Source organism: Staphylococcus sp. FSL K6-0223 (genome assembly GCF_038008285.1).
Genome location: NZ_JBBOYX010000001.1, coordinates 2184255 through 2207373, shown reverse-complemented (window position 1 = coordinate 2207373; position 23119 = coordinate 2184255). Strand labels below are relative to the sequence as shown.

Sequence of the window (23119 nt, the reverse complement as noted above, 5' to 3'; positions counted from 1 at the left end):
ATGTTTTGTTCCTTTAAAGTTGTTTATAGTCGAATATCAACATCATCAAATTGTTGTTGATATTCTTTATATTTACTTTCAACTAGAACTTGATAAGATGTATTGAAATAATCTGCCAGAATCATTGCATCTTTGAACTTTGGTTCATGTTGATGATTTTCCCATTCGTATAATTGATGTGGTTCGTAATGTGTGCCATACTTTTTGTTTAGGATTTCAGTTAATTCATTAATTTCAAGATGTCTTTTTTTTCTTAAGTTATACAGTGCATGTGAACTCATAATACATAACCTCCTAAGTATCAATTTTGTATATAAACAAAATTTTATTATATGAAAATTTATTAAGTCTTTTATATATTTTATTATAATATGCTTGTTCATAATATTTAGCAAGTATTTTATATAAAAATAGTTGCTATTTTTAGGAGCCTTATATTTTTAATCATTAATTGAATAAATACTAATAAAATATGTGGGTGTTATTATTTAGTTGTTTTTGTTATAAAAAATAAATTATTTTAATAATGATGTTTATAAAATTGAAATAGGTGGTATGAATAAGAAGTAAATAAAATAAAACTATAAGGAGTAATCTAACTATGGGCTTTATTATTATGATAATAGTTGGTGGATTAATCGGTTGGATTGCTGGCATGATCATGGGTAAAGATATCCCTGGTGGTATCTTAGGTAATATCATTGCTGGTTTAATCGGTTCATTCATCGGAAGTAAATTGTTAGGTACTTGGGGTCCTGTTTGGGGCGGAGTACCAATCTTCCCAGCATTAATCGGTGCAATTATTCTTATTTTTATTGTTTCTTTAATTTTAAAAGCAATCAAAAAATAAGTATAGTATTTAAAGAGGACTACGTTATGTAGTGCTCTTTTTTTATTTATTAAACTAAAAAAAGAGGATGACGTCGGGTTAAGACGTCATCCAGGAGTATTATGTTCATGAATATAAAAGACTTGTAGTTATTAAATAACTACAAGTTAATAGTATCATGCAATATAAATATTGACAATCATAAAAACTTATATTATTTAAAAATATATAATTTGTATTATTAGTAGACTTCATTCAATTATTATTTAATATAATAAATTGAAATAGGAGGTAAAACATGAATTTATATCTTATTCGACATGGTGAATCACAGTCTAATTACGATAATAAGTACAATCGAGCATATTATTGTGGTCAGTTAGACGTTCCTTTAACTGAAAGGGGCATTGAAAGTGCAAAAAACTTAAAGACGTATTTTTATAATATAAAAATTGATGATGTGTATGTATCTGATTTAACAAGAACAAAAGAAACATATCAATATATCTTCCCTTACGATATCCCAACTACAGTTACCTCATTATTACGTGAACGTTCATTGGGTCTATTTGAAGGTCAATTTAAGGATAAACTTATGAAAAATAATAAGTATCATCGCTATTTTCATGATTCAAATTATAAAGATTTTCGACATAGCTTTATTCAAAAAGCGCCTGAGGGGGAAAGTTATAATGATGTTTATCATAGAGTGAAACAGTTTTTCGAAACGATCCATATTCAAGATAATCACACGATAGTCATTATTGCACATCAAGTTGTGATACGTTGTATTATGGTTTACTTTGGCTATATAAATAAAGAAGAAGCATTAACTAAAGTAATTGAAAATTGTAAGCCATATCTTATTGAGTTATAAAAAAATCTGAGACATCATTCATCGTCTCAGATTTTTTATATATTAGACGTCACCATTAATGGATTGAATAACATATTCAAACGGATACTACCTATTCTATTTATCAAAAACATCTGTTTTGATATCTTTCTTATTTAAGAAAGATTTGATTTTATTTTGTTGGTTTCCATTTACATCTCCAGCATAATGAGTAGGAACATCTACAACGTTAATTGTATTTTGAGGTTGGTAATTCAGTTGTTCGATACTTTCATCAACATTTGCAATTGTACTATTCAAAGCATGAAAGTATTTAATAATACGATTTACATGATCTTTATAGCCGTCTGGCAATGTGTTATTTTCAACATATTTTTTAAAGTGTAAGTCATTTTTAACAGCAATATTAGATAAATTACTAAGTTTTGTAGCTTGTTTATCAGTGATTTTTGTTTGTCCTGAACTTTGACGGTCGATTTGACTTTGCATTATATATTTATTATCTAAAATATCACTATTAACATCTAGATATTTTTTGATTGCTTGGTTCATTTCATCTTCAGTAAGCTTTTGATGTGATTTATTCGATGTAAAAATATCATTTTCAGTTAAGTTTTTAGCATGTTTCGGTGCATTAACACCGTTACTTTGATTATGATTGTCTTCGTTATTATCATTATTAGGTGCACAAGCACTTAATATTAATAACAATGCTAAAAAACTACTAATAATCATACTCTTTTTCATAGATTTCAATAATCTCCTTTATTAGTAAACGTTTCTATTTAAGCATAATAATAGAGTATCATTTATAGAAACAGAATTGAATGTTTAAGACTTAAAATTAATATAAATCTATGAACAAATTGTGGCAATATCAGTAAAAAAATAAATTAAAAAAGCAGAGCCATTAATAAAATGACTCTGCTTAAAATGAAGATATTTGATAGGTTAAGTTCTAAGTCTTACTTTCATGTAGAAAGTTAAACTGTAAATTAATTTCTAATAATATAATCAAATGCACTCAATGCTGCGTTAGCACCTGAACCCATTGATATAATGATTTGTTTATATTTTTGGTCAGTAACGTCACCAGCAGCAAAAATACCAGGAATGTTTGTGTTATTTTCACGACCCACAACGACTTCTCCACGGCTATTTAACTCTACTGCGTCACCAATCCATTTTGTATTTGGCACAAGGCCAATTTGTACAAAGATACCATCTAAGCTTAATTCTTTCATTTCACCAGATGACATATCTTCATAGCTTAAACCAGTAACATGATCTTCACCTAGAACTTCGGCAGTTCTAGCATTTGTGTGAATATCAACATTAGGGAAAGAACGTAAACGTTCTTGTAACACTGTATCCGCTTTTAGTTCTGGAGCGAATTCAAATAGCGTCACATGTTTAACTATTCCTGCTAAATCGATAGCTGCTTCAACACCAGAGTTACCACCACCAATAACTGCAACGTTTTTATTTTCAAATAAAGGTCCGTCACAGTGAGGGCAGAAGGCAACACCTTTATTGATTAAGCGATCTTCACCAGGAATATTTAATTTACGCCAGCTTGCACCAGTTGAAATAATAGCAGTTTTACTTTCAAGAACTGCATCATTTTCTAAAGTTACTCGGATAGCTTTATCAGTTTTTTCAATTTTAGTTGCACGAATACCAGTCATAGCATCAATATCATACTCTTCGATATGTGCAGCTAAATTAGAAGAGAATTCTGATCCAGTGGTTTGTTTAACAGTAATAAAGTTTTCAATACCAGCTGTATCGTTAACTTGACCACCAATTCTATCTGCAACAATACCAGTGCGTAAACCTTTACGCGCAGTATAAATTGCAGCACTACCACTTGCTGGCCCACCACCGATGATTAATACATCGTATGGATCTTTATCTTCGTATTCTGAAGCATCTTGTGTACTGCCAAGTTTAGATAAAATATCAGAAATTGTCATACGACCATTACCGAATTCTTCACCATCTAAAAATACAGCAGGGACTGCCATGATATCCTTAGATTCTTCACGGAATACAGCACCATCAATCATTGTATGAGTGATATTTGGATTAATTACACTCATTAAGTTTAATGCTTGAACTACATCTGGACATTTTTGACAAGTTAAACTTACATAAGTTTCAAAATTGTAGTTACCTTCAAGACCTTTAATTTGATCAATGATTGATTGTTTTTCTTTAGGCGCACGACCACTTACTTGTAAAATGGCAAGCACAAGTGAATTAAACTCATGACCTAAAGGAATACCAGCAAATGTGATACCAGTATCTTCTTCAGGTTTACTTACTTGAAAACTTGGTGTGCGTTTTAATTCTTTTTCAACGATTGTAATATGATCTGTCATCTCAGCGATTTCATCTAATAAATCTTTTAATTCTTTAGATTTATCATCAGAGCCGATACTTGCTCTAAATTCTACATCGCCTTCCATAAGTTGTAATAATTGTTGTAATTGTTGTTTTAAATCAGCATTAAGCATACTTAAATGCCTCCTTAAATTTTACCTACTAAGTCTAATCCTGGTTGTAATGATTCAGAACCTTCTTCCCATTTTGCTGGGCAAACTTCACCTGGATGTTGACGTACGTATTGTGCAGCTTTGATTTTATTTACTAATGTACTTGCATCACGGCCAATACCATCTGCATTAATTTCTGCTGCTTGAACTACACCATCAGGGTCAACGATAAATGTACCACGTTGTGCCAAACCTGCTTCTTCATCTAATACATCGAAGTTACGAGTGATAATTTGAGAAGGGTCACCAATCATAGTGTATTGGATTTTGCTGATTGCGTCTGAATGATCGTGCCAAGCTTTGTGTACGAAATGAGTATCAGTTGAAACTGAGAATACATTAACACCTAAATCTTGTAATTGGCTATATTGGTTTTGTAAATCTTCTAATTCAGTTGGACATACGAAAGAGAAGTCAGCTGGATAGAAGCAAACAACGCTCCAAGAACCTTTTAAATCATCTTGGCTTACTTCTTTGAATTCATCATTTTTAGGATCATATGCTTGAGCTGTGAAAGGTAAGATTTCTTTATTAATTAAAGACATAACTTAAATTCCTCCTGATTTATCGAATATTAATTAGAACTACATAATAATTATTGCTTATTTATAATAATTCTAATCTCATGATTAATATTATTACATGTAGATTTTATTTCGTCAACATAATATACTTAAAAGTAAGAAAAACATTATAAAGCACTGATATAATAAGGTTTATATAAAAAATATTAACTTTTTTAAGATATTGTGAGGTTTATTTTTCCTAATTAAAAAATGTAAATTGTAAATACAAATACATCTTTTCGCTTAAATCTATTCTCAACTAAAGGAAAGTATTTGATAATGGAAATCAAAAATAATAGATGAAAACTCTCTTCAAGTTACGCTATGAAACATATAAATCTGAAGAGAGTATCAAGTATTTTCAATATTATTTTATTAAAATCAGTCTTTGACTTCTACTTTTACACTTCCTACTTTCTCGTATTCAGCAATATAAATACCTTTTTCTAAATGTAGTGGTGAAATAAATGTACCTGAAGAAATAAATTGACCTTTTTCTAAACGTTTTCCATGTGAATGTAATTTTTTATTTAACCATTTTATAGATTCAATAGGATTTCCTAGTACGTCACTAGAATGTCCTGTTTCAATTTCTTGATCGTTTTTAAATAACTTTAAGTTAATATCAGCAAACGATTTGTAATCAAGAGGTGTTACTCTTTTTCCAACCACAATTAAACCTGTTGCAGTATTATCTGAAATTAAATCTGATAAAGCAAAGTTAGGGAACCAATCTTTATAACGTGCGTCAGGAATTTCAATACCTGGAGCTACTTTTACACTTTCTAAGATGGTTTGAACATCTGCATTCTCTGGTAAATCTGCAGTTAATTCAAAGATAAGTTCAGGTTCAAGTAATGGATCAAATAATGTTGATAATGAGATAGAGTTACCACCTTCGACTACTTGAGTAGATAAAATAGTACCGTACGCAGGCTCATTTGTATTGGCAATGGCTTGAGTGGCGGCACTTGTCATACTTACTTTGTAACCTTTAATTTCTGATTTTTGCTTATTTTTTAATTGATTAATGAGATCATCTTGTGTGTGATAGGCTTCTAACTCATTTAGTTCAAAAGAGGAACTGATAAAATCAATCGGTTTTTTTGATGTAAAAGCTTGATATAAGGCTGTTGAAACTTCTTTGTTAGCGTGAGTCATAGTATCTCTCCTTTGATATCTGAAAATTGTCATTATTATGATAACTTTAATTAGTTTAGCATGCAAATCTTAATTTAAAATAAAGGGCAATTTAGAAGAAAAATAAAATATAAATTGTTAACATATATTCAGTAATTAAAAAAGGAGTGGACTTAATGTCAGATTATGTTTACGAATTAGCTAAAAAACATCATTCAGTTCGAAAATTTAAAGATCAACCTTTAAGTGAAGACGTTGTTAGAAAGTTAGTTGAAGCTGGGCAAAGTGCTTCAACATCTAGTTATTTACAAACGTATTCAATTATTGGAGTAGAAGACCCAGAAATTAAAGCAGAACTCAAAGAAGTATCAGGACAACATTATGTGGTAGATAATGGCTATTTATTCGTATTTGTTTTAGATTATTATCGTCATAGTCTTATTAATGAAGATGTAGAACAACACATGGAGACGTCATTTGAGTCAGCTGAGGGCTTATTAGTTGGTGCCATTGATGTTGCATTAGTATCAGAAAATATTGCTTTAGCAGCTGAAGATATGGGCTATGGCATTGTATACTTAGGTTCGCTTCGCAATGATGTCGGACGTGTACGTGAGATTTTAGACTTACCTGAATATGCCTTCCCTCTATTTGGTATGGCTATAGGGGAGCCAGCTGAGGATGAAAATGGATCACCAAAACCACGTTTACCTTTTGGACATGTCTTCCATAAAAATGTCTATAATAGTAATAAAGCACAACAAAAAGAAACATTAAACGCTTATGACCAAATGGTTAGTAAATACTATCAAGACCGTACAAATGGTGTGAGAAATGAAACCTGGTCTCAACAAGTTGCTGGATTTTTAAGTGGAAAAGCACGATTGGATATGTTAGAGCAATTAAATAAATCTGGATTAATGAAAAGATAAAATAAAACCGAAAAAAGAGAGGCAGAATTTGTTCGAAATTCTGCCTCTCTTGTTATTTATGATTCTGTGGATAATTCTCCATAATGATTAGAATTAAATTTTTCTTTATCTAAGTTACCTGTTAAATGTGCTGTACCAGTACCTGCTAATATAGAATCATTGACATTTAGAGCAGTACGACCCATATCAATAATTGGTTCGATAGAAATTAATACACCCGCTAATGCAACTGGTAAGTTTAAAGTTGATAATACAAGAATTGAAGCGAAAGTTGCACCGCCACCAACGCCAGCTACACCAAATGAACTAATAACTACAACAGCAATTAGTGTAAGAATGAATGGTATATCTATGTCAACATGAGCAACAGGAGCAACCATAATAGCAAGCATTGCTGGATAAATACCAGCACATCCATTTTGGCCAATAGACAAGCCGAATGAAGCTGAGAAGTTTGCAATACCTTCAGGTACTCCTAAACGTTGCGTTTGAGTTTGCACATTTAAAGGAAGCGCTCCTGCACTTGAACGTGATGTAAATGCAAAAATCAGTACTTCAAGTGTTTTTTTGACATAACGAATAGGGTTGATTCCCATAATCGCTAAAATAATTAAATGAATAACATACATTGTAAGTAAAGCTGCATAAGATGCAATCATGAATTTACCTAATGTCCAAATTGCTGCAAAATCACTTGTAGCAATTGTAGAAGCCATAATTGCGATAATTCCATAAGGAGTTAATCTTAAAACAAAGGTAACAATTGACATGATGAGAGCATAAACAGCATCAATACCACGTTTTAATAAGCTACCATTATCAGGTTGTTTACGTGCAACACGTAAGTATGCAAATCCTACAAAAATGGCAAATATTACTACTGCAATAGTTGAAGTTGTTCTCTGACCAGTAAAATCTAAGAACGGATTGCTTGGTAATAATTCAAGAATTTGTTGTGGTAGTGTATTCGCTGTAAGTTGCTTTGCCTCACTACTAATTTCATTTCCTCGTGCATGTTCTGCACTACCTAAATCGATACTTGAAGCATCAAGGCCAAATACAATGGCATAAAAAATACCTACAACGGCTGCAATAGCGACAGTACCAATTAAAAACATAAAAATATAAGAACCTATCTTAGCAAATTTATCGCCAATTTGTATCTTACTAAATGCTGAAACAATAGAAATAAAAATAAGAGGCATAACAATCATTTGTAATAATGTCACATAGCCATCTCCAACGATGCTAAACCAATCAGTTGTAGTTTCAAGCACTTTAGAATTAACACCATAAATAAGGTGTAAAATAATACCATATACAATTCCTAATCCTAGAGCGGTAAAGACTCGTTTAGGGAATGATACATGTTTTTTAGCCATAATGAATAAGCCGATAATGAAAATCAACATTATGACAATATTAATAATTGAAAATAATGTTCCCATATAATGATTCTCCTTTTATTAGTTAAATCCGACACATTTCATAAGAATAGTATTAAATATATAATAATTCAATACTTTAAATAACATAAATTACTAAATATTTTTACAAATTAATTATAAATAGATACTAAATGAGTATTAAAACAAAAAACAGGATCGAAATCTTTTTAATTTCAATCCTGTTTTAGTAAATAGCACTATATACAATTGTTACATTAAAGATTAAATAGTCTAGCTAAGAATCCTTTTTTCTCATTTGAAGATGAAACATAAGTTTGATGTTCTTTTAAATTATCAATCGCTTGTTGATTGTTATCATTAATTTCTTTAACTAAATTATTTTTAGTATAATCAGATTGTTCTTTTTGAGCAGTTTGAATGGCTTGTTGTGATGTTTGGATGGCAGCTAATGACTCATTATTTGCTTTCAATTTTTCAGTAATTTGACTTTGTAATTCTTTAAGTTCATTTTGCTGTTGATGAACTTGAGTAATCATCTGACCTAACATTTGACGTTCTTCACGCATTTTTTGTATTTCCGTACGTAAGTCTTCTACCAATTGTGTGACGCCTTGATCAGCTGGTAACTGTTGTTGGTCTTCTTTAACGATAACTTGTAAAAAATCTTTTTCTTTTTCTAATTCTTCGAAAGCTAAATCATAGCTATTTGTTTGTTTTACCTTTTCTGCAATATCTTGGAAAAGTTCAATATCTTCTTCTTTAAAGTCTGTAGCCTCACGACCACGATATTCAGTCTTACTAAGTTGATATCCTCGTTCTTCTAAATGTTGGACGATTTTGCGGACTTGTTTTTCACTTAGTTTGACACGTTGAGCGAATTCTTTAGTTAACATAATTTGAAGTCCTTTCGTATCTATAGAATATTGTTCATTTACACTGACGTTTGTCTTCGGTTAGTGACACGTCAGTCTAACCTCGCATATTAGTTTAACCTTTTATATCGCGCTTTTCAAGTGTTCTATCAAGCTAAACGTAAATTCATCTTTTCTAAAAGGGGGTATATAATATCTCTAGAAATTCCATTCGCAAATACATATTTGAGAATATAATTAGATTTCACACTAGTAGGATAGATGTCTTTTGTAAGTTCAATGTTAGATTTAATAAATAAGTCAGTACGTATAGGTGTTTCTTCAAACGTATAGTTAGGATGCAAATAGTCAATGTCATATTGTTGTTCAAAGTCATTTTCTAATAAGATGTGATGACGTCGTTTAATTAATTGATTATCTAATATACTATTATCAAGTTTCGGGACTTCAAACATTAAAAAGTTAATATCTCTAGCATGTACTTTATTAGATAATATATTTAGGTGAGTTTCAACTTCATTTAAAGTTTGAGATATGATTTCATCATAGTTTGAATCAACTACAGCTAATAAGTGGACTAAAAAGGCTGAATTTGTTGTTGCCTCGTAGTGCGCTGTAGCCAAACTGATTATATTTTCTTTCTCAATACCAACAATAAAAACATAATCATTTTCTGTTTTATTATTCTGTAAGGACCGTTTTGTGATAATGCTGTCTTCAAAAAAATCAACATCTAATTGTTTATTATAAAACTCGACGGCTTTTTGATAATAAGCGTCTTCTAAAGAATGAATAGTGTGAAATTTCATAGCGATCTCCCCGCATCATATTTTTTTAAGTATAGCACATTTGTAAAGTAGCACATCATAATACAAAATATATTAAAAAACTTCTTTCAAAGTTATAAATGATTCACACTTTACTTTGAAAGAAGCATATATTAATTTTTGACTGTTAATTTGTAAGAAATTATATTCATTTAACAATCGACATGAATAAATACAATGAATGGTTAAACTTATTTTTAAGATTTTGGACCCTTAGACTCATTAGCGTAATGAGTGATATCAACTTCTTCATAAGCTGCGTTGTTTTTTTCAACTTCATTATGTGAAGAAGCGTCTTTTCTAGCGATTACTAAAAATTTGCCATCAAGCATATCTTTTTTATATTGTTCTGCTTGGTTATCAGATAGTTTGAAATTATTCAATACAGCTTCTTCACCATCTTCACCGGTTAATAAGCGTGACATGCGATCACTGAATGAACCACTTGTTGCTATAAGTGTTACTTGAGAATTATGTAAATCATCTAAATGTAATTTAGATTTACTGATAACAAATATCTCATTTTCTGAATATCCTTCTGCTTTTTTCTTTTCAATCACATTGTAAATTTGATTTTCATTATCTATAACTGTAATATCTGGCATATTCATCGTCCTCCATCATTTCATGCTACTTTTAAATATTTATACCCTAATGAATAGATATAAAACGTTTCTATATAATTATATAATTAAACATATGTGTTTTACAAATACAGTTTTTTTATATGATATTAAACGCTTACATTTATAAGTAGTGTGATTACAAGGATAAACTCTCCATCAGTTATTGAAAATAAGCTTAAAATTTGCTATTATCATTAAATAATTTATATTGCTCATATAATCTGAAGAATATGGCTTTAGAAGTTTCTACCGTGTTGCCATAAACAACGCGACTATGAGTTCAAGTACAAAGGTAAGGAAGTTAATGAGAAGTTTGAGGATTGGCTAAGATGTCTTATACTATATTATCATTTGTATAATGTAAAGTATTGTTTATCATCTATAAATCTAAATTATTTACTTCTAAGTTACAAATGAATGTGTATCGTACTTGTTCACTTATAGATCCTGAAACTAGATAAAAGTTTCGGGTTTTTTTATATAAAGTTTAGGAGGTTTTGAAGTGGAAGCGCTCGAACAAAAAGTCAAGGAAGATGGCGTAGTCATTGATGAAAAAATATTAAAAGTTGATGGATTTTTAAATCATCAAATTGATGCCAAATTAATGTATGAAGTGGGTCAAACATTTTATAAACAATTTAAGGATAAAGGGATTACGAAAATTTTAACTATTGAGGCTTCCGGTATTGCTCCTGCAATCATGGCTGCATTACATTTCGATGTGCCATGCTTATTTGCAAAAAAAGCAAAGCCAAGTACTTTAAAAGATGGATTTTACAGTACTGATATCCATTCATTTACTAAAAATAAAACAAGTACAGTGATTGTATCAGAAGAATTTTTAGGGTCTGAAGATAAAGTATTAATTATTGATGATTTCTTAGCAAATGGTGATGCTTCACTTGGATTGTACGACATTGCACAACAAGCTAAAGCAGAAACAGTAGGCATAGGAATTGTTGTAGAAAAAAGTTTCCAAGATGGACGACAAAGATTGGAAGAGGCTGGTTTAACTGTTTCTTCATTATGTAAAGTTGCTTCCTTAACAGGGAATAAAGTGACTTTACTAGGTGAAGATGAATGAAAAATTTAATTTTAAGTGTACAACATTTATTAGCAATGTATGCAGGTGCTATTTTAGTACCTATCATTGTAGGAACAAGTTTAAAATTCTCACCTGAAGAGATTGCTTATTTAATTACAGTAGATATTTTTATGTGTGGAGTAGCTACATTTTTACAAGCAAATAAGATTACTGGTACAGGGCTACCTATTGTTTTAGGATGTACATTTACTGCTGTAGCACCTATGATTTTAATTGGACAGACTAAAGGTTTAGACGTGTTATATGGATCATTGTTCCTATCAGGTATCTTAGTTGTGATCATTGCTCCATTCTTTTCTTATTTAGTTAAATTTTTCCCACCTGTTGTTACAGGTAGTGTAGTTACAATTATCGGAATTAACTTAATGCCCGTTGCTATGAATTATCTTGCTGGTGGTCAAGGCGCTAAAGATTATGGTAACCCTAAAAATCTAATTTTAGGTGGAGTGACACTTATTGTTATCTTACTATTACAACGATTTACAACGGGATTCTTAAAATCTATTGCAATTTTGATTGGTTTAGTTATAGGCACTATATTGGCTAGTATCTTTGGATTAGTTAATATTAGCCAAGTTGGTGACGCACATTGGCTCGGTATTCCACGACCATTCCGTTTCTCAGGATTTGGCTTTGATTTCGGTGCAACATTAGTGTTTACAATTGTAGCAATTGTAAGTCTGATTGAATCAACTGGTGTATATCATGCATTAAGTGAAATCACTGGTCGTAAGCTAGAACGTAAAGATTTTCGTAAAGGTTACACTGCGGAAGGTCTAGCCATCATTTTAGGATCAATCTTTAATTCTTTCCCTTATACAGCTTATTCACAAAATGTAGGACTTGTTTCACTTTCTGGAGCTAAGAAAAATAAAGTCATATACGGAATGGTAGTCTTACTTTTAATAAGTGGTTGTATACCTAAACTAGGTGCTCTGGCTAATATTATTCCTTTACCTGTATTAGGCGGTGCAATGATTGCTATGTTTGGTATGGTAATGGCTTATGGGGTAAGTATTTTAGGAAATATTGATTTCAAAAATCAAAATAATTTATTAATTATTGCTGTATCAGTCGGACTTGGTACAGGAATTAGTGCTGTACCTCAAGCATTTAAAGCTTTAGGAGAACAGTTCGCTTGGTTAACTCAAAATGGTATTGTTTTAGGAGCAATCTCTGCTATTATTCTTAATTTCTTTTTTAACGGTATAAAGTATAAACAAAACGACGAAAATGTGAAATAATAAGATTAACTATATAAAAAATGGAGGCTGTGTTATAAATGTGGGAAAATAAGTTTGCTAAAGAATCATTAACTTTTGACGATGTTTTGTTAATTCCAGCTGCATCAGACGTATTACCAAGTGATGTTGATTTAAGCGTAGAATTATCAGATAAAATTAAATTAAATATTCCAGTTATTTCTGCTGGTATGGATACAGTAACTGAATCTAAAATGGCTATTGCTATGGCACGTCAAGGTGGTTTAGGTGTCATCCATAAAAACATGGGCATTGAAGAGCAAGCTGATGAAGTACAAAAAGTAAAACGTTCAGAAAATGGTGTTATTACGAATCCATTCTTCTTAACACCAGATGAAAGTGTTTATGAAGCAGAAGCATTAATGGGTAAATATCGTATTTCAGGTGTGCCTATTGTAAAAGATGAAGAATCAAGAACACTCGTTGGTATTATTACAAACCGTGACTTACGTTTTATTGAAGATTTCTCAATTAAAATTTCAGATGTGATGACTAAAGAAAATTTAATTACAGCTCCAGTTGGTACAACATTAGATGAAGCAGAAGCAATCCTTCAAAAGCATAAAATTGAAAAATTACCATTAGTAGAAAATGGTCGTTTAGAAGGTCTCATCACAATTAAAGATATAGAAAAAGTACTTGAATTCCCTCATGCAGCGAAAGATGAGCATGGTCGTTTACTTGCAGCAGCAGCTATCGGTACATCTAAAGATACTGAAATTCGTGCACAAAAACTTGTAGAAGCAGGAGTAGATGCGTTAATTATTGATACAGCGCATGGACATTCTAAAGGTGTGATCGAGCAAGTCAAAAAAATGAAAGATAAATATCCTGACCTTACAATTATTGCAGGAAATGTTGCAACTGCTGAAGCGACACGCGCTTTATTTGAAGCAGGTGCAGACGTGGTTAAAGTAGGTATTGGACCAGGATCAATCTGTACAACACGTGTCGTTGCAGGTGTAGGTGTACCACAAATTACTGCAGTATATGACTGTGCTACTGAAGCACGTAAACATGGTAAAGCGATTATTGCTGACGGTGGTATTAAATTCTCTGGTGATATTATTAAAGCATTAGCGGCTGGTGGTCATGCTGTTATGTTAGGTAGCTTATTAGCTGGTACTGAAGAAAGCCCAGGCGCTACTGAAGTCTTCCAAGGTAGACAATATAAAGTATATCGTGGAATGGGTTCTCTTGGAGCCATGGAAAAAGGGTCAAATGATCGTTACTTCCAAGAAGATAAATCTCCTAGAAAATTTGTTCCAGAAGGTATTGAAGGTCGCACAGCTTATAAAGGACCATTACAAGATACCATTTATCAACTTATGGGTGGAGTAAGAGCTGGTATGGGTTATACTGGTTCACCAAACTTAAAAGTATTGCGTGAAGAAGCACAATTCACACGTATGGGCCCTGCAGGTTTAGCGGAAAGTCATCCACATAACATACAAATTACTAAAGAATCACCAAACTATTCATTTTAATGTAAGGTGAGCAAGAAGCGATTAAATTAAGAAAGTACGCTTTTCTATAAATTGTTTATAGAGGTTGAAATTATTTATTGTCTTTATAAATATGAAAAGCGTCTTTCTATTGTTTACATAAATTAATTTAAAGGAGATTTACTATTATGGAAATGGCTAAAGAACAAGAGTTAATTCTTGTCTTAGATTTCGGTAGTCAATATAACCAGTTAATTACACGTCGTATTCGTGAAATGGGCGTTTACAGTGAATTACACGATCATGAAATTTCTATAGATGAAATTAAACGTATGAATCCTAAAGGTATTATTCTTTCAGGAGGTCCAAATTCTGTTTATGAAGAAGGTTCATTTACGATTGATCCTGAAATTTATAATTTAGGTATTCCAGTGTTAGGTATTTGTTACGGTATGCAACTTACAACCAAACTATTAGGCGGTAAAGTTGAACGTGCAAATGAACGTGAATATGGTAAAGCAATTATTAAAGCAAAATCTGATGAGTTATTCTTTGGTTTACCAGAAGAACAAACAGTGTGGATGAGTCATTCAGATAAAGTCATTGAAATTCCTGAAGGTTTTGAAGTTATTGCTGATAGCCCAAGTACAAATTATGCTGCTATCGAAGATAAAAAACGTCGTATTTATGGTGTGCAATTCCACCCAGAAGTACGTCATACAGAATACGGTAATGATTTACTAAGAAATTTTGTCCGTCGTGTATGTAATTGTACAGGTGAATGGACAATGGAAAACTTCATTGAAATTGAAATCGAAAAAATTCGTGAACGTGTAGGCAATCGTAAAGTATTATGTGCCATGAGCGGTGGTGTAGATTCATCAGTTGTTGCAGTATTATTGCATAAGGCCATTGGTGATCAATTAACATGTATTTTTGTAGACCATGGTTTACTTCGTAAAGGCGAAGGCGATATGGTAATGGAACAATTCGGTGAAGGCTTTGATATGAATATTATTCGTGTAAATGCCAAAGAACGTTTTATGGAAAAACTAAAAGGCGTTTCTGATCCAGAAAAAAAACGTAAAATCATTGGTAATGAATTTGTATATGTGTTTGATGATGAAGCGGCTAAATTAACAGATGTTGATTTCTTAGCACAAGGTACACTTTACACAGATGTGATTGAATCAGGTACAAAGACAGCGCAAACAATTAAATCTCACCATAATGTAGGTGGATTACCTGAAGACATGGAATTTGAATTGATTGAACCTATTAATACATTATTTAAAGATGAAGTTCGTGCCTTAGGTATTGAATTAGGTATCCCTGAACATTTAGTATGGAGACAACCATTCCCAGGTCCTGGTTTAGGTATTCGTGTGTTAGGTGAAATTACTGAAGATAAATTAGAAATCGTTCGTGAATCTGATGCGATTTTACGTGAAGTGATTCGAGAAGAAGGTCTTGAAAGAGAGATTTGGCAATACTTCACAGTACTACCAGGTATTCAATCTGTAGGTGTTATGGGTGATTATCGTACGTATGATCATACAGTAGGTATTCGTGCTGTAACATCAATTGATGGTATGACAAGTGATTTTGCACGTATCGATTGGGAAGTATTACAAAAAATTTCTAGTCGTATAGTTAATGAAGTAGACCATGTAAACCGTGTCGTCTATGACATTACTTCTAAGCCACCAAGCACTATAGAATGGGAGTAGCCCATTAAAAAAAGCGAGCATTTTCGTGAGAAATGCTCGCTTTTTTTTATTAAATTCAATAATTTGGACGTTTATGATATTTTCTTTTTGATTGAAATGATTATCGTCTTTGTTGTAATGATGTTCTATGGTGTACTTTTTGAAGAATATATTGATACACCATCAATGATATGAATAACCATGAAAAACTAAAAAATATGCCGCCAACTACGTCAGTGAGATAGTGAGCATGGAAGTATAATCTTGAAAATAAAATACCTAACCATACTACAATTAACACCGTATTTATTATGCGTTTTACCCAGATAGTTCCTAATTTAGGGATAAGTACAAAAATAAGAGCAAAAATAACAATCGTACTTGTTAAAGCATGTCCGCTTGGGAATGAAAATCCTGCATCAATTGTTAAGTGATCATAAGGTCTTGAATGATGAATGATGTCTTTTAACGCAATACCTATGATACCTGCTGAAGCTACTGTTGTCGGTAACCATATTGCTAATAAGAAGCGTCGCTTAATTAAAACAATAGTTGCGATGATAAGGGTCAGGGTAATAAAGGTTGCAATATCACCGTATGATGCTAGAAACGTCATAAAGTCATTGAACCAATTACCTTTGAAATTCATTTTTGGTTCGCCAAATGTGTTTAAGAACCAATAGAATGATTGTAAATCTAATATATGTGTCCATAACGACTTAGTAAAAACCGAAAAAATAGTTATTAAAAAAATGAGACTACTTATTATAAATGAAATGGTTAATGTATATTGTTTATTTTGCATCAGTACTATACCTTTCTTTATTTTAATCTAGTTTAACTTGTTAAAGCGCTAAAGTTATCGATACAAAGAATGATTTAATATTAAAATAAATTTAAAGACAAAAAAGCTAAGGTAATCACAAAAATATGATAGTCATCCTTCATTATTCAAAAAAAGCAAATAAAATATTAAAAAACTTTACAAAAAAATTAAGCGTTTTCACAGAATTGTTACATGAATATTGAACAAAATATGTTATTTTATAAGTAATGAAGTAAATTCATTTTATCCGTGAGAGTTTGGGACATACTTTATCGTCTCAAACTCTTTTTATATATTAGAAATTTGACTTTTAGTTGATATTTTCATATATTATATTTAATATGCATTAAATTATACATAGGTTTATATCAAGCAATGAGACAAAAAGTATCATTCACTTTATTGTTTAATTGAAGGGTAAAACTGATGTACTTAAATCTAAATTATAGGTTGCTTAAAGAGCATTAATAAATATATTGAATGAGCATAAAAGAAGCCTACAATAGATAGTCGTCCTTTTTAATGGGATAAAACTAAACTATTGTAGGTGTTTTATTATATTATAAGCAATAGTTATATATAGGTTACAGTTTAAAAGTGGAGGAATGATAATGTTAAGTATGAGTAGTTTACTTATATTATTTTTTATAACGCTTATTATGGCAGCGTTAAGTGGGTTGATTGTTTTAATCCCCTCAGTTCCAGTTAAATACATAAGATTTCACTTAGCTTTACTTCTATTGCCAGTTATTGTAGGTATTGTAGGGTTAGTGACTATAAATGAAAGAGAAGTTATTGGCATATTTGCCTTAGATAAACTTGCTTGGTTAGTAGGTGCTTTTGTTTTAGCGTTAGGTTTTATTATTCAAAAGTTTTCAACGCGTTATTTATTAGGAGATCACAATTATCGTAAGTATTTTCCTTTATATACATTTATAACTGTTTTTGCTTCACTAGGATGGTTAAGCAATGACTTACGTTTAATGACTTTATGCTGGGGATTAACGTTATTTTGTTTAACGCAACTAATTAGATTGAATAAAACTTGGAAAGTTCCAGCGGAGGCAGCAAAAGTTTCTGCACGTTCCTTTATTATTGGATGGTTAGCGCTATTAATTGCGGTTATTTTGCTATACATAGGAACAGGAGAATGGACAATCGATCCTTCTCAAAATTATGACTATGCTCTAAATCATGGTCTAAAATTAGTTATTGATTTATTGCTTGTTGTTGCTGTTATTATTCCAGCTGCGCAATATCCATTTCAGAGTTGGTTAATTGAATCAGTTGTTGCGCCTACACCTGTATCAGCTATTATGCATGCCGGTATAGTTAATGCGGGGGGCATTATTTTAACGCGTTTTTCACCGATATTTGATAATTCTATTGCTCTTACAATATTATTAATTATTTCTAGTATGTCAGTATTGATTGGTTCGGGCATTAGTTTAGTACATGTTGATTATAAACGACAACTTGTTGGATCAACGATGAGTCAAATGGGTTTTATGCTCGTTCAATGTGCAATGGGTGTTTATTCAGCTGCGATTATCCATTTAATATTGCATGGTATATTTAAAGCTACATTATTCTTACAATCAGGCTCAGTTGTCAGACGATTTAATATACCAACTCCACCTAATATTAAGAAATCATATGGATGGATAATACTTGGAAGAGCTCTTGCATTGATTATTGCAATTGTATTTTTTATGACAAGTAACCATAGCCCATATATTTTGATTAGTGCATTTATCTTAGCTTGGTCTATCTCTGTATCATGGAATCAACTTGTAGCATTAAATAAAGGAGTAATGGGACGCTTTATAGGTATTACAATGATTGTAGTTGTTGCAATGGTTTATATTGTGACTCATCAAGTATTTGTTAATATACTCCATCATGTATATATGGCTCCTGCCCATCCACCGTTAATTAGTATTATCATTAGTATTGCAATTTTAGTGCTAGGTAGTATTTTTAGTATTTGGGTCGCTCGCCATCGTACATCTACAGCCTTTGCTAAAGTTTACTTATGGTTAATTAAAATTGGAGAAGCTAAATTTAAATCTGTAGAAAGCCATCCAAATTATTTAAAGAAATATTTATAAGAGGTGAACATTTACATGACTATTAATATAGAAGACGTTGTTCAATCTGCACGTCGTGTGATTACGCCACTTTCACCAATTTCAATCTTTGCAGCACGTAATCCATGGGAAGAACTTGAGTATCAAACCTTTGATCAAGTTGCACAATGGTTTAAACATGTGCGTGATATTGATTTATATCCAAGCCATGCTTCTGTAATGACGGCGCTTGAAAATGGTGAGATTGATAAACATATCGTTGAAGAAGAAGTACAACAAGCTATTCAATCTTATAAGACGGATATTCCTAAGACTCATGTGGATACGTACTGCAAAAATGCTATGAATATTAAAGATATTCCGAGAGATTTAATTACTAAAGAAGCCTATCTGAAATTAGAAGTCTCAAAACTCAAAAAAGTATTCGAAAATGAGTCATTTGCTTATGCACGTTCAAAAAGTGCAAATGCATTTAATGCTAAAGGCGAATCTTTAATGGATGAGTTAAATACTCATATTATTAAATGGTCAAAATTATATTTAGATACTTTCCAATCAAGTTGGACAATGCCTAAACGCGAAGAAGGGTTCTATGTAGCCTGGTTACATTTAGCGAAATATGATCCAATGTTGACTAAAACTCAACGTAAAATGATTAAGATGTTGCCACACAACTATGAAGACGCATTAATCATGGCACTTAATCATCTAGATATTGCTGAAGATGAATATGAATTTTATTTAACTGGACATCTTTTATCGTTACCAGGTTGGGCAGGTATGATGTATTATCGTGCTGAAAAACATGAACATGAAAAAGACTTATTAACTCAATATCTTGCAATACGCCTTACAATGGAATGTATTCTATTAGATACTGAAAAAATGAGCCGTCCGGCAGTCTTAAATGTTGAAAAAAGAATAAAAGAACTTGTGAGTAAATGGTTATATTATGGTGAAATGACGATTGATGAATGGGCTGAGATGTCTATTGAGGGTCAAATTGAACACTTGAAGTTTGCTCATGATTTTAATCCATTATACTTCAAGAAATTATGGTTAGAGGCTTGGGAAGAAACTCACGAACGCAAACTTGTTGAGATGATTTACGATAAATCGGTCAAGCGTGACAAACAACCTACAAAAGTACAACTTGCATTTTGTATCGATGTACGTTCTGAACCATTTCGTCGTCATTTAGAAAATCAAGGGCCATTTGAAACTATAGGAATTGCAGGTTTCTTTGGTTTACCTATACGAAAAAAAGCATTAGATGAACAGTTTAGTCATGATTCTTTACCAGTGATGGTACCTCCTGCATATACTATTAAAGAATATGCAGAGCGACATGCATTAAATACGTATAATCAACAGCAACATTCCATTACATCCATGTTTTATACTTTTAAATTAATGAAGAATAATGTGCTACCTAGTTTATTATTGCCAGAATTAAGTGGGCCATTTTTAAGTTTAAATACACTTGCAAGTACATTAATGCCAAAGAAAACAGGCGTATTTATTCGTAAATTGACTAAAAATTGGTTAAAAAAACCGAATGCTAAGCTAACGATTGATAGAGATCATCATGTACATAGTGATTTGCCTGTTGGATTTACTGAAGAAGAACAAATTGCTTTTACGAAACAAGCGTTACAATTAATGGATTTAACTACAAATTTTGCGCCATTAGTAGTACTTGGAGGGCATGGAAGCGAAACAAACAATAATCCCTACCATGCATCATTAGAATGTGGTGCTTGTGGAGGAGCTTCAAGTGGATTTAATGCGAAATTACTTGCCATGATGTGCAATTTACCTTTAGTACGTCAAGGGTTAGCCGCTGAAGGCATTCATATTCCGGATGAGACAGTATTTGTTGCTGCAGAACATAAAACATCAATTGATGAATTAGAATGGATTTACGTTCCCTCATTAACATCAGAAGCAAAGAAAGCATTTGATATTTTAGAAGAAGCCATGCCACGTGTAAGTTATCATGCAAATTTAGAACGTCTTGCTCAATTACCTCGTTTAAGCGATAGAGAATTGAAACATCCAATTGCGGAAGCACATCGCTTTGCAAATGATTGGAGCGAAATCCGTCCAGAATGGGGCTTAGCACGTAATGCAGAATTTATTATTGGGCAACGAAGTATTACAGAAGGTAGTAATTTAGAAGGACGTGCATTTTTACATAATTATGATTATGCGAAAGATCCTGATGGTCAATTACTAAATACAATTATTTCTGGTCCAGCACTCGTTGCACAGTGGATTAACCTACAGTATTATGCCTCTACAGTGGCACCACATTTTTATGGTAGCGGTAATAAAACAACACAATCTGTCACTTCTGGTGTTGGCGTTATGCAAGGGAATTCAAGTGATTTATTAGCTGGATTGCCATGGCAGTCTGTGATGGCAGGGGACAATAAAATTTATCATGCTCCAATTCGATTATTAGTCGTGATTCAAGCACCAGATCGTTATATACAACGTTTACTTAATGATAATATTAAGTTTAAACAAAAAGTCGATCATCAATGGGTACGTCTTGCAAGTATTGATGAAAAGGGTAGTTTTAAAGATTGGTAAGCTATTCGATTTTAATTTAAAAAATGATACACTAATGTTAATTAAACATTAGGAGATTTGTTATAGCAATGACGAAATCGAAAGGTATGTATGAAGCAGAAATTAGTAAAGCAATTACGCAATGGGAAAAAGATTTTCTTGGACGTGGTTCGTTGTCAGTAAAGACAGATATTCTACGAGATATGATTATCGTTAACTTACAAGGTATTTTGACGCCTGCGGAGTATCGTGTATGTGAAACTCAAGAGGGATTACTTAACATTAAACGTACACGCTCAGAACTGGTGGAATCTGGACAAGATGATTTAATGCAACTTGTTTTCAAAATCACAGGTACTGAAGTTAAAAGCTTCCATAGTGATTTAAGTACAATTACTGGTGAACGTATTATTGTTTTTAAATTAGATAAGAACCTTGAAAAATCACTTTAAAATAAAATGTTATAAGTACGAGAAGAGATTAGGAAATGTTATACAAAAAATAATTCCTAATCTCTTTTTTTACAAGCGAATTTTTATCATTTATTGTAAAATCTAACTAACATTAAAAGAGAGATAGAGATGCGAACGAATCAATTCAATCAGAACCTCTTACTCATTATCATTTGTCCGACTATTCTGATGCTAGAGGTATAAAAGGGCAATACGATCAATGAGTTAAGTTAAGTAGTCAACATATTGATGAATGAATGGTGTGATACATCTTCAAACTTTAATGAATATGAAGAACGGATATATTATTTGAAAGAGTTTTCATAAAATATTAGGATCAAATGTAGTAAAGGAAAAACAAATATGAAAAATAAATTAGAAGTATCGCCAACTAAAACTATTTCTATGTTTGTTGTTGGATTAATTATTTTTATAATAACGGCAATGAATGTCATTTATCATACCACACTAATGCAAAAATTAGATTTAAACTCATTACATGAGTTGACCAACTATTTTGGTAAACCTAGAAGACACTATGACGGTACAATTTGGCATAAAATGATGACGTTTTGTGCTAATTTTGGAGAAGTAAAATCCATTCTCTACATAACGTTATTTTTAGCACTTATCTTAATTTTTAAAAATTATAAACTTTCATTGTGGTTATTAGTTACGATTTATACAGGTACTTATGTTAATTTTTTAATTAAACAAATAATAGCTCGTCCTCGTCCGTATAACCATCTTTTAGTAGACCATGGATATTCATTTCCAAGTGGTCATTCAAATGCCAGTACATTATTTGCTTTAGCTATACTCTTAGTTGTTATTCCACTTATTAAAAACAAAGCGATACGATATAGTATTGCTATAGTTGTCGTTATATTTTGGATAGGCGTATTAAGTTGTAGGTTATATTTCCACGCTCACTATCTAACTGATGTCATTGGTGGTTTTTCGTTAGGAATGATTTGGGTTGCTTTATTTTCAATGACGTTACCACTCTTTAATATTAAATTAAGAAAGAAGTAAAGC

The 23119-nt window shown here is 31.7% G+C and carries 20 protein-coding genes, 1 pseudogene and 1 riboswitch; of the genes and pseudogenes, 11 read left to right on the top strand and 10 right to left on the bottom strand.

The genetic code is table 11. The features are described from left to right. Window positions 1-23: 23 nt before the first annotated feature. Window positions 24-281 (bottom strand): helix-turn-helix domain-containing protein, encoded by a 258-nt coding sequence (locus tag MHI13_RS10945; RefSeq protein ID WP_017175676.1) that lies wholly within the window; start codon window positions 279-281, stop codon window positions 24-26. A gap of 320 nt (window positions 282-601) precedes the next feature. Here MHI13_RS10945 and MHI13_RS10940 point away from each other — a divergent pair, with 320 nt between their 5' ends. Both MHI13_RS10940 and MHI13_RS10935 read left to right on the top strand, forming a co-directional pair. Further along, window positions 602-850, top strand: coding sequence for a GlsB/YeaQ/YmgE family stress response membrane protein (locus MHI13_RS10940; protein ID WP_002447983.1), 249 nt, complete (start codon window positions 602-604; stop codon window positions 848-850). A 277-nt stretch (window positions 851-1127) separates the two neighbouring features. After that, on the top strand, window positions 1128-1706 hold the full coding sequence (locus tag MHI13_RS10935) for a histidine phosphatase family protein (RefSeq protein WP_017175677.1): 579 nt from the start codon (window positions 1128-1130) through the stop codon (window positions 1704-1706). A 96-nt stretch (window positions 1707-1802) separates the two neighbouring features. Here the strand turns inward: MHI13_RS10935 and MHI13_RS10930 are convergent, their stop codons facing one another. The 4 genes from MHI13_RS10930 to MHI13_RS10915 all read right to left on the bottom strand — a co-directional run bounded on the left by MHI13_RS10930 (window position 1803) and on the right by MHI13_RS10915 (window position 5970). After that, complete coding sequence (locus MHI13_RS10930; protein ID WP_017175678.1) at window positions 1803-2432, bottom strand: NDxxF motif lipoprotein; 630 nt, start codon at window positions 2430-2432, stop codon at window positions 1803-1805. Between the two features lie 248 nt (window positions 2433-2680). Beyond that, entirely contained in the window at window positions 2681-4204 is a 1524-nt protein-coding gene (ahpF, locus tag MHI13_RS10925) for an alkyl hydroperoxide reductase subunit F (RefSeq protein ID WP_054105612.1), read from the bottom strand. 14 nt (window positions 4205-4218) lie between these two features. Further along, window positions 4219-4788: an alkyl hydroperoxide reductase subunit C gene (gene ahpC / locus MHI13_RS10920; RefSeq protein ID WP_002447989.1), complete on the bottom strand. Its 570-nt coding sequence runs from the start codon at window positions 4786-4788 to the stop codon at window positions 4219-4221. A 402-nt stretch (window positions 4789-5190) separates the two neighbouring features. Then, entirely contained in the window at window positions 5191-5970 is a 780-nt protein-coding gene (locus tag MHI13_RS10915; RefSeq protein ID WP_017175680.1) for a 2-keto-4-pentenoate hydratase, read from the bottom strand. A 155-nt stretch (window positions 5971-6125) separates the two neighbouring features. Here MHI13_RS10915 and MHI13_RS10910 point away from each other — a divergent pair, with 155 nt between their 5' ends. Continuing rightward, on the top strand, window positions 6126-6881 hold the full coding sequence (locus tag MHI13_RS10910; RefSeq protein WP_048762491.1) for an NADPH-dependent oxidoreductase: 756 nt from the start codon (window positions 6126-6128) through the stop codon (window positions 6879-6881). Window positions 6882-6937: 56 nt separating this feature from the next. On the opposite strand, the gene MHI13_RS10905 is transcribed toward MHI13_RS10910, so the two are convergent. The 4 genes and pseudogenes from MHI13_RS10905 to MHI13_RS10890 form a co-directional block, all read right to left on the bottom strand. Continuing rightward, complete coding sequence (locus MHI13_RS10905) at window positions 6938-8329, bottom strand: L-cystine transporter (RefSeq protein ID WP_017175682.1); 1392 nt, start codon at window positions 8327-8329, stop codon at window positions 6938-6940. Between the two features lie 355 nt (window positions 8330-8684). Further along, a pseudogene (locus tag MHI13_RS10900) lies at window positions 8685-9183 on the bottom strand (DNA-binding protein); the annotation flags it as partial. A gap of 128 nt (window positions 9184-9311) precedes the next feature. After that, a complete protein-coding gene (locus MHI13_RS10895; RefSeq protein ID WP_054105611.1) occupies window positions 9312-9971 on the bottom strand; it encodes a hypothetical protein in 660 nt (219 codons plus the stop codon). A 215-nt stretch (window positions 9972-10186) separates the two neighbouring features. Next, complete coding sequence (locus MHI13_RS10890; RefSeq protein WP_017175179.1) at window positions 10187-10594, bottom strand: general stress protein; 408 nt, start codon at window positions 10592-10594, stop codon at window positions 10187-10189. Between the two features lie 213 nt (window positions 10595-10807). Continuing rightward, a riboswitch (purine riboswitch) is annotated at window positions 10808-10910 on the top strand. Window positions 10911-11117: 207 nt separating this feature from the next. Here MHI13_RS10890 and xpt point away from each other — a divergent pair. The 4 genes from xpt (at window position 11118) to guaA (ending at window position 16157) form a co-directional block, all read left to right on the top strand. Continuing rightward, complete coding sequence (gene xpt, locus MHI13_RS10885; RefSeq protein WP_017175180.1) at window positions 11118-11699, top strand: xanthine phosphoribosyltransferase; 582 nt, start codon at window positions 11118-11120, stop codon at window positions 11697-11699. Beyond that, window positions 11696-12964: a xanthine permease PbuX gene (pbuX, locus tag MHI13_RS10880; RefSeq protein ID WP_017175181.1), complete on the top strand. Its 1269-nt coding sequence runs from the start codon at window positions 11696-11698 to the stop codon at window positions 12962-12964. The genes xpt and pbuX overlap by 4 nt, the downstream gene beginning before the upstream one ends. 38 nt (window positions 12965-13002) lie before the next feature. Further along, window positions 13003-14469: an IMP dehydrogenase gene (gene guaB / locus MHI13_RS10875; RefSeq protein WP_048681372.1), complete on the top strand. Its 1467-nt coding sequence runs from the start codon at window positions 13003-13005 to the stop codon at window positions 14467-14469. A gap of 146 nt (window positions 14470-14615) precedes the next feature. Further along, window positions 14616-16157 carry a glutamine-hydrolyzing GMP synthase gene (gene guaA, locus MHI13_RS10870; protein WP_017175183.1) on the top strand — a complete coding sequence of 514 codons (1542 nt, stop codon included), beginning with the start codon at window positions 14616-14618 and terminating at the stop codon, window positions 16155-16157. Between the two features lie 100 nt (window positions 16158-16257). Here guaA and MHI13_RS10865 read toward each other — a convergent pair whose 3' ends face one another. Beyond that, window positions 16258-16785 carry a phosphatase PAP2 family protein gene (locus MHI13_RS10865; RefSeq protein ID WP_228451900.1) on the bottom strand — a complete coding sequence of 176 codons (528 nt, stop codon included), beginning with the start codon at window positions 16783-16785 and terminating at the stop codon, window positions 16258-16260. A 788-nt stretch (window positions 16786-17573) separates the two neighbouring features. Between MHI13_RS10865 and MHI13_RS10860 the strand changes: the two genes are divergently transcribed. From MHI13_RS10860 to MHI13_RS10845, 4 genes are all read left to right on the top strand, one after another. Further along, complete coding sequence (locus MHI13_RS10860; protein ID WP_049420435.1) at window positions 17574-19073, top strand: NADH dehydrogenase subunit 5; 1500 nt, start codon at window positions 17574-17576, stop codon at window positions 19071-19073. Window positions 19074-19088: 15 nt separating this feature from the next. Continuing rightward, window positions 19089-21650 (top strand): DUF2309 domain-containing protein, encoded by a 2562-nt coding sequence (locus tag MHI13_RS10855; RefSeq protein ID WP_017175186.1) that lies wholly within the window; start codon window positions 19089-19091, stop codon window positions 21648-21650. A gap of 68 nt (window positions 21651-21718) precedes the next feature. Beyond that, window positions 21719-22081, top strand: coding sequence for a DUF2294 domain-containing protein (locus MHI13_RS10850; protein WP_002447992.1), 363 nt, complete (start codon window positions 21719-21721; stop codon window positions 22079-22081). Window positions 22082-22444: 363 nt separating this feature from the next. Beyond that, a complete protein-coding gene (locus tag MHI13_RS10845; RefSeq protein ID WP_017175187.1) occupies window positions 22445-23116 on the top strand; it encodes a phosphatase PAP2 family protein in 672 nt (223 codons plus the stop codon). Window positions 23117-23119: the final 3 nt, after the last annotated feature.

Coding starts and splice junctions, on each gene's coding strand:
- MHI13_RS10945 (WP_017175676.1), bottom strand. CDS start 281: ATGAGTTCACATGCACTGTATAACTTAAGAAAAAAAAGACATCTTGAA.
- MHI13_RS10940 (WP_002447983.1), top strand. CDS start 602: ATGGGCTTTATTATTATGATAATAGTTGGTGGATTAATCGGTTGGATT.
- MHI13_RS10935 (WP_017175677.1), top strand. CDS start 1,128: ATGAATTTATATCTTATTCGACATGGTGAATCACAGTCTAATTACGAT.
- MHI13_RS10930 (WP_017175678.1), bottom strand. CDS start 2,432: ATGAAAAAGAGTATGATTATTAGTAGTTTTTTAGCATTGTTATTAATA.
- ahpF (WP_054105612.1), bottom strand. CDS start 4,204: ATGCTTAATGCTGATTTAAAACAACAATTACAACAATTATTACAACTT.
- ahpC (WP_002447989.1), bottom strand. CDS start 4,788: ATGTCTTTAATTAATAAAGAAATCTTACCTTTCACAGCTCAAGCATAT.
- MHI13_RS10915 (WP_017175680.1), bottom strand. CDS start 5,970: ATGACTCACGCTAACAAAGAAGTTTCAACAGCCTTATATCAAGCTTTT.
- MHI13_RS10910 (WP_048762491.1), top strand. CDS start 6,126: ATGTCAGATTATGTTTACGAATTAGCTAAAAAACATCATTCAGTTCGA.
- MHI13_RS10905 (WP_017175682.1), bottom strand. CDS start 8,329: ATGGGAACATTATTTTCAATTATTAATATTGTCATAATGTTGATTTTC.
- MHI13_RS10895 (WP_054105611.1), bottom strand. CDS start 9,971: ATGAAATTTCACACTATTCATTCTTTAGAAGACGCTTATTATCAAAAA.
- MHI13_RS10890 (WP_017175179.1), bottom strand. CDS start 10,594: ATGCCAGATATTACAGTTATAGATAATGAAAATCAAATTTACAATGTG.
- pbuX (WP_017175181.1), top strand. CDS start 11,696: ATGAAAAATTTAATTTTAAGTGTACAACATTTATTAGCAATGTATGCA.
- guaB (WP_048681372.1), top strand. CDS start 13,003: ATGTGGGAAAATAAGTTTGCTAAAGAATCATTAACTTTTGACGATGTT.
- guaA (WP_017175183.1), top strand. CDS start 14,616: ATGGAAATGGCTAAAGAACAAGAGTTAATTCTTGTCTTAGATTTCGGT.
- MHI13_RS10865 (WP_228451900.1), bottom strand. CDS start 16,785: ATGAATTTCAAAGGTAATTGGTTCAATGACTTTATGACGTTTCTAGCA.
- MHI13_RS10860 (WP_049420435.1), top strand. CDS start 17,574: ATGTTAAGTATGAGTAGTTTACTTATATTATTTTTTATAACGCTTATT.
- MHI13_RS10855 (WP_017175186.1), top strand. CDS start 19,089: ATGACTATTAATATAGAAGACGTTGTTCAATCTGCACGTCGTGTGATT.
- MHI13_RS10850 (WP_002447992.1), top strand. CDS start 21,719: ATGACGAAATCGAAAGGTATGTATGAAGCAGAAATTAGTAAAGCAATT.
- MHI13_RS10845 (WP_017175187.1), top strand. CDS start 22,445: ATGAAAAATAAATTAGAAGTATCGCCAACTAAAACTATTTCTATGTTT.